The 11,679-nt window shown below is 61.8% G+C and carries 9 protein-coding genes; 7 read left to right on the top strand and 2 right to left on the bottom strand.

Annotated elements, in window-relative coordinates; all coding sequences use genetic code 11:
- Window positions 1–87 precede the first annotated feature (87 nt).
- The 7 genes from CXQ80_RS04605 (at window position 88) to CXQ80_RS04575 (ending at window position 8,940) form a co-directional block, all read left to right on the top strand.
- Complete coding sequence (locus CXQ80_RS04605) at window positions 88–1,431, top strand: OprD family porin (RefSeq protein WP_101316927.1); 1,344 nt, start codon at window positions 88–90, stop codon at window positions 1,429–1,431.
- 532 nt (window positions 1,432–1,963) lie between these two features.
- The gene (gene gcvH / locus CXQ80_RS04600) at window positions 1,964–2,347 is read left to right on the top strand and encodes a glycine cleavage system protein GcvH (protein WP_101316925.1); all 384 of its coding nucleotides are present in this window, start codon (window positions 1,964–1,966) and stop codon (window positions 2,345–2,347) included.
- Between the two features lie 9 nt (window positions 2,348–2,356).
- Window positions 2,357–5,212 (top strand): aminomethyl-transferring glycine dehydrogenase, encoded by a 2,856-nt coding sequence (gene gcvP / locus CXQ80_RS04595; protein ID WP_101316923.1) that lies wholly within the window; start codon window positions 2,357–2,359, stop codon window positions 5,210–5,212.
- A 69-nt stretch (window positions 5,213–5,281) separates the two neighbouring features.
- Window positions 5,282–6,658, top strand: a complete 1,377-nt coding sequence (locus tag CXQ80_RS04590) for an L-serine ammonia-lyase (protein ID WP_101316921.1) — start codon at window positions 5,282–5,284, stop codon at window positions 6,656–6,658.
- A 26-nt stretch (window positions 6,659–6,684) separates the two neighbouring features.
- A complete protein-coding gene (gene gcvT / locus CXQ80_RS04585) occupies window positions 6,685–7,809 on the top strand; it encodes a glycine cleavage system aminomethyltransferase GcvT (RefSeq protein ID WP_101316918.1) in 1,125 nt (374 codons plus the stop codon).
- Between the two features lie 335 nt (window positions 7,810–8,144).
- Window positions 8,145–8,357, top strand: a complete 213-nt coding sequence (locus CXQ80_RS04580) for a cold-shock protein (RefSeq protein ID WP_101316916.1) — start codon at window positions 8,145–8,147, stop codon at window positions 8,355–8,357.
- 94 nt (window positions 8,358–8,451) lie between these two features.
- Window positions 8,452–8,940, top strand: a complete 489-nt coding sequence (locus CXQ80_RS04575; protein WP_101316914.1) for an RDD family protein — start codon at window positions 8,452–8,454, stop codon at window positions 8,938–8,940.
- Between the two features lie 432 nt (window positions 8,941–9,372).
- Here CXQ80_RS04575 and lptG read toward each other — a convergent pair whose 3' ends face one another.
- On the bottom strand, window positions 9,373–10,434 hold the full coding sequence (gene lptG / locus CXQ80_RS04570; RefSeq protein ID WP_101316912.1) for an LPS export ABC transporter permease LptG: 1,062 nt from the start codon (window positions 10,432–10,434) through the stop codon (window positions 9,373–9,375).
- Entirely contained in the window at window positions 10,421–11,542 is a 1,122-nt protein-coding gene (gene lptF / locus CXQ80_RS04565; protein WP_101316910.1) for an LPS export ABC transporter permease LptF, read from the bottom strand. Before lptF ends, lptG begins: the two co-directional genes overlap by 14 nt.
- Window positions 11,543–11,679: the final 137 nt, after the last annotated feature.

The following is an 11,679-nucleotide window of genomic DNA, read 5'->3' as shown; positions in this document are numbered from 1 at the left end:
CGCAAATATCCCTGCGCCGCCGAGGCAGATTTCATAAAAACAACCTTTGGCACACTAATAAAAACTGCCGTATCAGGGGAGCTCTGGATGAATGTCAAACTAGCGCTGTGTGTAGCGGCAAGTTCCGCGTTATCGGCAACTTATGCAGTTTCGGCTAACGCTGCTGACCAAGCCGAAGGTTTTATCGAAGGCAGTAGCCTGACCGTCCTCAACCGCAATTTCTATTTCAATCGGGATGATCGCAGCGCGGCAGCGCCCACTTACAACAGCGGCAAGGGCAATACCAACGGCTACTCCGAGGCCTGGGCCCACGCGATCATCAGCCGTTTCAGTTCCGGCTTCACCCAAGGTACAGTCGGCTTCGGTATCGACGCCTTTGCCATGCTCGGGCTGAAACTCGACACCGGCGACGGGCGCAACGGCGGCCGCAGTTCCTTCGACATCCTGCCTGTCGCCAGCAATGGCGAGGCCCGCGATGAGTACAGCAAACTCGGCGCTGCGGCCAAGGTGCGCCTGTTCGACACCACGGTCAGAGTCGGTGATGTGTTCCCGTCGACGCCAGTGGTGGCTGCCGGCGATTCGCGGCTGCTGCCAGAGAGTTTTCGTGGCGTCACCGTCGAGAACACCAGCATCGATGGCCTGACCGTGCAAGGTGGCCGCCTGCATGCAATGAGCCAGCCGGTCTCCAGCGACCTCAATGACAGCTTCGTCACGTTCTACGGCGGCGCAGTGGACTCACCGTGGATCGGCTACGGCGGCGGTGATTACCAGGTCAACGACACCATCAGTGTCAGCGCCTATGCCAGTCAGTTGAAAGACGTGTGGAATCAGTACTACACCGGCATCAGCCTGAATTATCCGTTGAGCGATCAATTGGCGTTGATCGGCGGTGCCAATTACTACAAGGCTGTCGATCAAGGCAAACAGCGCCTGGGCGAATTCAACAACAACATCTGGAGCGCCAAAGTAGGCGTTCAATTTGGCGCGCATACGTTGGCCCTGTCACACCAGCGCAACAACGGCGACGACGATTTCGATTACCTGCGCCAGTCGGATTCGATCTTTGTCGACAACTCGATCCAGTACAGCGATTTCAACTCGCCGAAAGAGCGCTCATGGATGCTGCGCTACGACCTGGACATGGCCAGCTATGGGATCCCCGGGCTGTCGTTCATGACCCGTTATGCCCGTGGCAGCGGCGCGGACTACAGCAACGCCAACCGCTTCTACCTGCGTACTGACAGCAACGGCGACCCGCTCACCGAGCAGAAACGCTGGGAGCGCAACATCGAGGTCAAGTACGTGGTGCAGGCGGGCCCGGCCAAGAACTTGTCAGTGCGCATTCGCCAGGCCAACACCCGCGCTACCGCCTTTGAATCGGACCTGGATGAAGTTCGCCTGATAATCGAATACCCGTTGTCGATCCTGTAATACCGCAAGTTGTACCCATTCACCTTGAGTAGCCAAGCGCTCCTTTGGTAAAGGTGGATCTTTTGGCGCCCTTCTGGGCGCCTTTTTTTTGGCCACGCTCCACCTGCAAATACCGGATGGACCCGTATCAAGGCTTACACCTGCCACATTCGGGCCGCTCTGCGGGCCTTCGCGGGTGAACCCGCTCCCACGGATTGGACTGCGCTGCAAAACCCTGTGGGAGCGGGTTCACCCGCGAAGGGCCGCAAAGCGGCCCCTTTCTAAACACCACCGTATCGATTTCAACACACCGTATCGAATACGTTCCGCGATGCCGAAGTACCACATATGCAAGGGTTTGATACCTCTATGCATTTCTACCCCACCACGCCCGTATCGAAATCATTCCAATATCTGCCAACAATTAGCCCGAAATAAATGCAAGTCATTGAATTTATTAAATATTCTTCAATTGGCAACGTTATTGCTAACCAATCCTCAACCCAAGAGCGCGGAAGACCGCGCCAACGCCCTGTTTCCTTGAGGAATCCCCATGAGCGAATTGCGTTTCACTGAAGATCACGAATGGCTGCGCAGCGAAGCCGACGGCAGCGTCACCGTAGGCATCACCGCCTTTGCCCAGAACGCCTTGGGTGACGTGGTGTACGTGCAACTGCCTGAGCTGCAGCACTACGAGCAAGGCGCAGAAGCCTCCACCGTGGAATCAGTGAAAGCCGCCAGTGGCGTGTACATGCCGCTGACCGGTGAAGTGCTCGAGGTCAATCAGCAACTGGCTGACAACCCTGAACTGGTCAACGAAGACCCGTTGGGCGCAGGCTGGTTTTTCCGCTTCCAGCCGGCCGATGCCGACGCCGTGGCTAAACTGCTTGACCAGGATGCCTACGACCGCCTGATCAAAGCCAACGCTGACGCTTGAGGACCGACCATGACCAGTAACCTCGGCACTGCCAACGAATTCATCGCCCGCCATATCGGCCCGCGCACCGCTGACGAGCAGAGCATGCTCGCCAAGTTGGGTTTTGACAGCCTCGACGCCATGAGCGCCGCGGTGATACCCGACAGCATCAAGGGCACCAGCGTGCTCGGCAGCAGCGACGGCCAGAGTGAAGCCGAGGCGCTTGCCGCGCTGAAAGCCATCGCTGGCAAGAACCAGCTGTTCAAAAGCCTGATCGGCCAGGGCTACTACAACACCCACACGCCAGCCCCGATCCTGCGCAACCTGCTGGAAAACCCAGCCTGGTACACCGCCTACACGCCTTACCAGCCAGAGATCTCCCAAGGCCGCCTGGAAGCCCTGCTGAACTTCCAGACCATGATCAGTGACCTGACCGGACTGCCGATCGCCAACGCCTCGCTGCTCGACGAAGCCACCGCCGCCGCCGAAGCCATGACCTTCTGCAAGCGCCTGTCGAAAAACAAGGCCAGCCACAGCTTCTTCGCTTCGCAGCATTGCCACCCGCAGACCCTCGACGTGCTGCGCACCCGTGCCGAGCCGTTGGGCATCGAAGTGGTAATCGGTGACGAGCGCACGCTGGATGACACCAGCCGCTTCTTCGGCGCGCTGCTGCAATACCCGGCCAGCAATGGCGATGTGTTCGACTACCGCGAACTGGTCCAGCGCCTGCACGCCGGCAACGCCCTGGTCGCGGTGGCCGCTGACCTGCTGGCGCTGACCTTGCTGACCCCACCCGGTGAATTCGAGGCCGACGTAGCCATCGGCAGCGCGCAGCGCTTCGGCGTCCCCCTGGGCTTCGGCGGCCCGCATGCGGCCTACTTCGCCACCCGCGATGCATTCAAACGCGATATGCCAGGCCGCCTGGTCGGCGTGTCGATCGACCGCTTCGGCAAGACCGCCCTGCGCCTGGCCATGCAGACCCGCGAGCAACATATCCGCCGCGAGAAGGCCACCAGCAACATCTGCACCGCGCAGGTCCTGCTGGCCAACATCGCCGGCATGTATGCCGTTTACCACGGCCCGGCTGGCCTCAAGCGCATCGCCGAGCGTACTCACGCGCTCACCGCAATTCTCGCCGCTGGCCTGGAGCAACTGGGCGTCACCCTGCAGACCCAGGCGTATTTCGACACGCTGACCCTGGCCACCGGCGCAACCACCGCCGCCCTGCACCAAAAGGCCCGCGAGCAGCGCATCAACCTGCGCCAGATCGACGCCGAGCAACTGGGCCTGTCGCTTGATGAAACCAGCACCCAGGCTGACGTCGAAGCACTCTGGCAGCTATTTGCCGGCGAGCAGTCGCTGCCTGACTTCGCCGCCCTGGCTGCGTTCGATGAGTCTCGCCTGCCAGCAGCGCTGCGTCGGCAGTCGGCGATCCTCGAACACCCGGTGTTCAACCGCTACCACAGCGAAACCGAGCTGATGCGCTACCTGCGCAAGCTGGCCGACAAGGACCTGGCGCTGGACCGCAGCATGATCCCGCTGGGCTCCTGCACCATGAAGCTCAACGCCGCCAGCGAAATGATCCCGGTAACCTGGGCCGAATTCGGCAACCTGCACCCGTTCGCCCCCGCCGAGCAAAGCCAGGGCTACCTGCAGATGACCAACGAGCTGGAGGCGATGCTCTGCGCTGCCACCGGCTATGACGCGGTGTCGCTGCAACCCAACGCCGGCTCCCAGGGCGAGTACGCCGGCTTGCTGGCGATCCGTGCCTACCACCGCAGCCGTGGTGACGCGCACCGCAATATCTGCCTGATCCCGTCGTCGGCACACGGCACCAACCCGGCTACCGCGCACATGGCGGGTATGCGTGTGGTAGTGACCGCCTGCGATGCACGCGGCAACGTCGACATCGCCGACCTGCGCGCCAAGGCCGTCGAGCACCGCGAGCAGCTGGCAGCGATCATGATCACCTACCCGTCCACCCATGGCGTGTTCGAGGAAGCCATCGGCGAAATCTGCGCGATCATCCATGACAACGGCGGCCAGGTGTACATCGACGGCGCCAACATGAACGCCATGGTCGGCCTGTGCGCGCCGGGCAAGTTCGGTGGCGACGTCTCGCACCTGAACCTGCACAAGACCTTCTGCATACCCCACGGCGGTGGCGGCCCGGGCGTCGGCCCGATTGGCGTCAAGTCACACCTGGCGCCGTTCCTGCCCGGCCACGCCGCGCTGGAAAACACCACCGGTGCGGTCTGCGCCGCGCCGTTCGGCAGCGCCAGCATCCTGCCGATCACCTGGATGTACATCCGCATGATGGGTGGCGCTGGCCTGACCCGCGCCTCGCAGATGGCCATCCTCAACGCCAACTACATCGCCCGCCGCCTGGAAGAGCACTATCCTGTGTTGTACACCGGCAGCAATGGCCTGGTGGCGCACGAGTGCATTCTTGACCTGCGCCCGCTCAAGGACAGCAGCGGCATCAGCGTCGATGACGTGGCCAAGCGCCTAATCGACTACGGCTTCCACGCCCCGACCATGTCGTTCCCGGTGGCCGGCACGTTGATGATCGAGCCGACCGAAAGTGAATCGCGGGAAGAACTGGACCGCTTCTGCGATGCCATGATCAAGATTCGCGAAGAGATCCGCGCCGTCGAAAACGGCTACCTGGACAAGGATGACAACCCGCTGAAGAACGCCCCGCACACCGCCGCCGAGCTGGTCGGTGAATGGGCCCACGGCTACAGCCGCGAGCAGGCGGTGTACCCGCTGCCAAGCCTGGTTGAAGCCAAGTACTGGCCACCAGTGGGTCGGGTCGACAACGTGTTTGGTGATCGCAACCTGATCTGCGCCTGCCCGTCGATCGAGAGCTATCAGGACGTCTGATAGCCGCCTCGCCCGCCTCCACTGGAGGCGGGCGCACCCGACAGCCAGGCCTGTTCCGAGGAGCAATCCATGTCCCTGAGCGTGTTCGACCTGTTCAAAATTGGCATCGGCCCCTCCAGCTCACACACGGTTGGGCCGATGCGCGCGGCCGCGCGCTTCGCCGAAGGCCTGCGCCGCGACGGCCTGCTGAGCCAGACGACCAGCGTCAAGGCCGAGCTGTATGGCTCGCTCGGTGCCACCGGCAAGGGCCACGGCAGCGACAAGGCGGTGCTGCTCGGCCTTGAAGGCGCCCAGCCCGACAGCGTCGATACCGACAGCATCGCCCCGCGTCTGCAGGCTATTCGCAGCAGTGGCCGGCTGTGCCTGCTCGGTGAGCACGAAATCGCCTTTAACGAAAAGCAGCACCTGGCGATGATCCGCAAGCCGCTCGACTATCACCCCAACGGCATGATCTTTCGCGCCTTCGACGAGGCCGGTTTGCAGTTGCGCAGCCGCGAGTATTACTCGGTTGGCGGCGGCTTCGTGGTCGATGAAGAAGCGGCCGGGCACGACCGCATCGTCGAAGACCGCACCGTCCTGGCCTACCCGTTTACCACCGGCAAACAGTTGCTCGCCCATTGCAGCGCGCAGCAGCTTTCGTTCAGCCAGGTGATGCTGGCCAACGAAGCGGCCTGGCGACCGGAACAGGAAACCCGGGACGGCCTGCTGCGGATCTGGCAGGTCATGCAGGACTGCGTCACTGCCGGCTGCCAGCACGAAGGCATCCTGCCTGGAGGACTCAAGGTCAAACGCCGTGCGGCGGCGCTGTACCGTCAGCTCAGCCAGCACCCGGAAGCCAGCCTGCGCGATGCCTTGTCAGTGCTCGACTGGGTCAACCTGTATGCACTGGCGGTCAACGAAGAAAACGCCAACGGCGGGCGCGTGGTCACAGCGCCCACCAACGGTGCCGCCGGGATCATCCCGGCCGTGCTGCACTACTACATGCGCTTTGTGCCCGGTGCCAACGAGGACGGCGTGGTGCGGTTCCTGCTGACCGCCGCAGCGATCGGCATTCTGTACAAGGAAAACGCGTCGATTTCCGGCGCCGAAGTCGGCTGTCAGGGCGAGGTCGGCGTAGCCTGTTCGATGGCTGCCGGGGCGCTGTGCGAGGTCATGGGCGGCACTGCCCAGCAAGTCGAGAACGCCGCCGAAATCGGCATGGAGCACAACCTCGGGCTGACCTGCGACCCGATTGGCGGGCTGGTCCAGGTGCCGTGCATCGAGCGCAACGCGATGGGCTCGGTCAAGGCGATCAATGCCGTGCGCATGGCCTTGCGCGGCGATGGCCAGCACTTCGTCTCGCTCGACAAGGTGATCCGCACCATGCGCCAGACCGGCGCCGACATGAAAAGCAAATACAAGGAGACCGCCCGCGGCGGTCTGGCCGTCAACATCATCGAATGTTGATCTGAACCACTCTCAAGGAGTCACCGATGTCCGAAGTACAGCTGCACAAGACCCCGCTGCACGCGCTGCACCTGGAACTGGGCGCGCGCATGGTGCCGTTCGCCGGTTATGACATGCCGGTGCAGTACCCGCTCGGCGTGCTCAAGGAACACCAGCACACCCGCGCCCAGGCCGGTTTGTTCGACGTCTCGCACATGGGCCAGATCCGCCTCAGCGGTAGCGCTGCGGCGCAGGCGCTGGAAACCCTGGTACCGGTCGACATCATCGACCTACCAGTCGGCATGCAGCGTTATGCGATGTTCACCAACGACGCTGGCGGCATTCTGGATGACTTGATGGTGGCCAACCTGGGCAACGATGAGTTGCTGCTGGTGGTCAATGCTGCCTGCAAGGAGCAGGACCTGGCGCACCTGCGCCAACACCTCGAAGGCCAGTGCGAGATCCAGCCGCTGTTTACCGAGCGTGCGCTCTTGGCCCTGCAAGGCCCGGCCGCAGCAACGGTGCTGGCGCGCCTGGCGCCAGAGGTGGCGAGCATGACCTTCATGCAGTTCCGTGCAGTCAAGTTGCTCGGTCTGGACTGCTACGTCAGCCGCTCGGGTTACACCGGCGAAGATGGTTACGAGATTTCGGTACCGGCCGAAGGTGCAGAGCTGCTGGCCCGGCGCCTGCTGCAAGAGCCTGAAGTGCAGGCCATCGGCCTTGGCGCGCGGGACTCGCTGCGCCTGGAAGCCGGCCTGTGCTTGTATGGGCATGACATGGACAGCGCGACCACACCGATCGAGGCCAGCCTGCTCTGGGCCATATCCAAGGTACGCCGCGCCGACGGCGAACGTGCCGGTGGCTTCCCCGGTGCCGAGCAGATCTTCGCCCAGCAGCACCAGGGGGTGGCGCGTAGACGGGTCGGTTTGCTGCCGCAGGAACGGACGCCGGTGCGTGAGGGCGCCGAGATTGTCGATGCCTCAGGCAAGGTAGTCGGCAAGGTCTGCAGCGGCGGCTTCGGTCCGACCCTGGGAGCACCGCTTGCGATGGGCTACGTCGATCTCGCCCACACCGCACTCGACACTCCCCTGAGTGCGGTAGTGCGGGGTAAGAACGTGCCGTTGAAAGTCAGCAAGATGCCTTTCGTTGCGCCACGTTACTACCGCGGCTAAGCCGGCCTGCTTATTCGATTTCGAACCTGTTCGATAACCTTTTGAAAATGGCGCCAGCCCAGGCGCCATGGTATCTGGAGCACTATTGAACAGTGCGCCTGAGATCCTCTTGGTGGGTGCTATGCGAGGGCTTGTCATGGTCGCAAAAGTTGGCGTACATTCAGCCCACTGTGTTTGCATGGGTCGCAATTGATCGTGACTTGGGCCAGTAGCCGCGGTCCGCTACAACCCGTTCGACGACGCTTGGTTTCCTGCACTACAGCGTAATTTTGCCGACTGCCTGCAACAGCAGTGCGCGGTTATCACCCTCTAGAAGATTCATGGGAAACAAGACAATGGCTCAGCGTCAGAACGGTACCGTCAAATGGTTCAACGATGAAAAAGGCTACGGCTTCATCACCCCGGAAAGCGGCGCGGACTTGTTCGTGCACTTTCGCGCAATCCAGGGCGACGGCTTCAAGACCTTGAAAGAAGGCCAGAAGGTCAGCTTCGTGGCAACTCAGGGGCAAAAAGGCCTGCAAGCTGATGAAGTGCAAGTAATCGCCTGACAACTGATATAAAAAAGCCCCCGCATTGACCTGCGGGGGCTTTTTTACGCCTGCAATTTCATAGAATGCGCTTTTGGCCTGACGAGTTTCCTGCATGCCCAAGCACACCCTGCACCCCCAAGGCGAGTTCCCACCCGCCGGCCTCGGGCGCCGACTGGCGGCGATGTTCTACGACTTCCTGCTGTGCACGGCACTGCTGATCGTCACCGCCGGGGCGTACAAGCTGATCCAGATGTCGATCATTGGCCAGGACCGCATGCGCACCCTCACCGACGCCGGCGCGCTGGATGGCGACCCGCTGCTGTCGACGGTGCTGCTGTTCGCGCTGTTCGGTTTCTTCGCCAAATTCTGGACCCACGGCGGCCAGACCCTGGGCATGCAAGTATGGGGCGTACGCGTACAGAACCCCGACGGCAGCGCCATCAGCCTGTGGCAGGCGCTGTTGCGTTTTGTCGTGTCGATTGCGTCGTGGCTATGCCTGGGTCTGGGCTTTGTCTGGGCATTGTTCGACAAACGCAAACGCGGCTGGCATGACATCTATTCGCAGACGGAGTTGGTGCGGGTGCCGAAGCAGAAGAAGTAGTTTTCGTGCAGTATTGAAGAGTTTGAGGCACTGGCTGCGCCAGTGTTCGCGGATTCACCCGCGAAGCGGCGCCCGCTCTTGATCTGCGCCAGCGCAGCGAGGCGTGATCTTGATCTTGATCTACCGGCGACTCAGGAGGCCGAGCGCAGGTATTGCGGAGGGAGGTGCCGGCCATGGATGGCCGGCAAGCGCTGCGGCCCAGGATGGGCCGTACAGCGCGGTCCTCCCGGGAGCAGGACCGGAGCGAGGGAACCCCGCAGCGCAGCGAAGGGGCCGGATGTGGAGCCAAGCCCTTTTTGGGTTACTTTTTTGGGGCGTTTGCCAAAAAAGTAACTCGCCGTAAAGGCGAAAGGGGCCCGATCAGCCACCAAAAACTCCGGATAAGCTCCCATTGAGCGCGAACAGCCCAAATATAGCCCGGACCGCCTCCGGTCACCCCGCCCTACGCAACAACCAAACCCCAGCCAACGCACAGATCCCCGCCGGCAACAGCACCGCCAACAACGGCGGGAAGCCAAACACCTGACTAGAAGGCCCCAGCAAATCCTGAGCAATCTTGAAGGTAAACCCAACCAGCACACCGGTAAACACCCGTTGCCCCAAGGTCACCGACCGCAACGGCCCAAAGATAAACGAGATCGCCATCAACACCAGCGCCGCCGTCACCACCGGTTGCAACACCTTGCCCCAGAACGCCAACCAGTAACGCGCATTGTTCAGCCCCTGATCGGCCAGGTAATGGATGTAATCCCACAACCCGGTAATCGACAGCGACTCAGGCGCCAACACCACGGTATTGAGCAGCTCAGGCGTAACCGACACATCCCAACGCTCTTCCGGCGCCTTGATCACCTCAGTGTGATCCCCGCGGAAGTGCGTAGTAGTGACGTCATTCAGCTGCCAATGATCAGTGCTGTAGGTAGCACGACGAGCAAAGCTCGAGGTGATGATCTTGCGCTCGGCATCAAAGCGATAACGGGTCACACCCAACAACAAGCCATTGGGCTGCACCGAGTTGATGTGCACATACTCATCACCCTGCCGGTGCCACATACCGCGCTTGGAGCTCTGCGCCTCACCCCCACCCTGAGCAAGCGACCGCTCGGCCTGACCCTTGTTCTCCGTCACCGGCGCAATGTATTCGCCGATCAACAGACCAACCAGCATCAGTACCAGCATCGGTTTCATCACTGCCCAGACGATGCGCCCGATGGACACGCCCGCCGCACGCATGATGGTCAGCTCGCTGCTGCTGGCCAGGCTGCCAAGACCGATCAGGCAGCCGATCAAGGCCGCCATCGGCAGCATCTCGTATAGCCGCCGCGGCGCGGTCAGTAACACGAAGTAACTGGCGTCGAGCACGCTGTAGGTGTCGCTCAGGTCACCCATCTCATCGATGAAGGCAAACAGCGAAGCCAGCCCGAGAATGATGCCGAGGACCGCCAGAATGGCCACCAGCACGCTCATGCCGATATAACGATCAAGCTTGGCCACGGGTCACCTCCGCGCGCCGTGCAGCCTGTTTCAGACGCATCGGTTCCCAGTACATCAGGCCCAGGCCGATGAGCAGGAACAACCCGTGCACCCACCACATGCCCAGGGCCATTGGCAGCTTGCCCTTCTCGAGGGCGCCGCGTACGGAAATCAGCATTGTCAGGTAAGCCATGTAGAGAAGAATCGCCGGCAACAGTTTGAGGAAGCGCCCTTGGCGTGGGTTGACCCGCGACAGCGGCACCGCCATCAGGGTCACGATGAATACCAGCAGCGGCAGCGACAAGCGCCACTGCAGCTCGGCGCGCTCACGCAGGCCCGTCTGGCCGAACAGCTCGGAAGTCGGGATGGCTTCACGCTCGGTGACTTCTTCGCTGACCTCAGGCTTGGGCAGCAATACGCCATAGGTGTCGTACTTGATCGCGCGGTAATCGGCCTGGCCGGGGTTACCGTCGTAGCGATAGCCGTTTTCCAGCACCAGGTAGCGGTTGCCGTCGGCCTGTACTTCCTGGTGGCCCTTTTCAGCCACCAGCACCGAAGGCGCGCGGTCCTTGGTCTTGTCCTGATTGAAGCGCTTCTCGGAGATGAACACGCCACTGAGGTTGACGCGGTCGTCCGACAGTTGCTCGGTGTAGGTCACCCGCGAGCCGTCACGCAAGGTCTGGAAACGCCCAGGCACCAAGGTATCGAACTCGGTCAGCGCATCCTGCTGAGAGATGATCTGCTGCACCTGCGCGACGCCCTGCGGGGCCAGGCTCAGGCTCAGCCAGGCCACCAGTAGTGCCACCAGCGCAGCCGGTGCCAAGGTCATGGCGAGCAGACGCTGCTGGCTCATGCCGGTGGCAGACAGCACGGTCATTTCGCTTTCCAGGTACAGCCGGCCATAAGCCAGCAAGATACCCAAAAACAGCCCCAATGGCAGGATCAACTGCAGGAAACCCGGCAGCCGGAAGCCCATGATCAGGAACAGCACGCTCGGGTCAAGAACCCCCTGTGCGGCCTGCGCCAGGTATTTGATGAAACGCCCGCTCATGATGATCACCAGCAGCACAGCGCTGACGGCACTCAAGGTCAGCAGGACCTCGCGGGACAAATAACGAAAGACGATCAAACCAGACACTCCTGGGTTGTCAGGGGCGGACGCCAAACAATGGCTTCAGACAGCCAAGACCAATGCCGGTTCGCCAGGGGCGAACCTCCATGTAAAGTGCGCGCATTATCCTGTGATTGCCCTCGCCTGTCACTTGG

Origin of the sequence: Pseudomonas sp. 02C 26 (assembly GCF_002843585.1) — a bacterium.
In the GTDB taxonomy this organism is placed as follows: Bacteria; Pseudomonadota; Gammaproteobacteria; order Pseudomonadales; family Pseudomonadaceae; genus Aquipseudomonas; species Aquipseudomonas shirazensis.
This window is presented reverse-complemented; position numbering and strand designations above follow the sequence as displayed.